Raw genomic sequence first — 443 nt, 5'->3', positions numbered from 1 at the left:
GGGCGCTCGGCGCCACTGGCGGCGAGGGTGCCCGGGGCGCCGTGCACGGAGGGCGGCCGCTCGGGGGCGGCCGCTGGCGGTGCGGCGGGCTTGGGGGCAACGGCCGGTGCATTCGCGGCCGGAGCGGCCGGAAGGATCGGGGCCGAGCCACCTTCAATACGGTTCAGACGCCCGTCCAGGTCCAGGTACTGGTCCTGCGAGGTCTGCTTGAGCTGGGCGTTTTCGTTCTGGAGCTGCTCAACCGTGCTCTGCAGCTGCTGGATCTGCTGCCGAAGCTGGTTGACCTGGTTCAACAGGTCCTGGTTGGAACTGTTGTTGTAGGCCTGCTGCTCAAGCGCGCCAACGCGGTCGGCGAGGCTCTGCCGCTGGGCCTGCGCCGGTGGGGGGGCCCCCCCCGGCGCCCCCCCCCCCCCCCCCACCGCCGGGGGGTTTAAAAAAAAACA

The 443-nt window shown here is 71.3% G+C and carries 1 protein-coding gene; it reads right to left on the bottom strand.

The genetic code is table 11. The features are described from left to right. Positions 1-419 (bottom strand): YbgF trimerization domain-containing protein (locus QMX79_RS20855; RefSeq protein ID WP_282248476.1); only part of this gene is annotated, 419 nt, incomplete at its 3' end. Positions 420-443: the final 24 nt, after the last annotated feature.

This window comes from Stenotrophomonas sp. PS02300 (assembly GCF_029959395.1).
Classification (GTDB): Bacteria; Pseudomonadota; Gammaproteobacteria; order Xanthomonadales; family Xanthomonadaceae; genus Stenotrophomonas; species Stenotrophomonas maltophilia_AD.
This window is presented reverse-complemented; position numbering and strand designations above follow the sequence as displayed.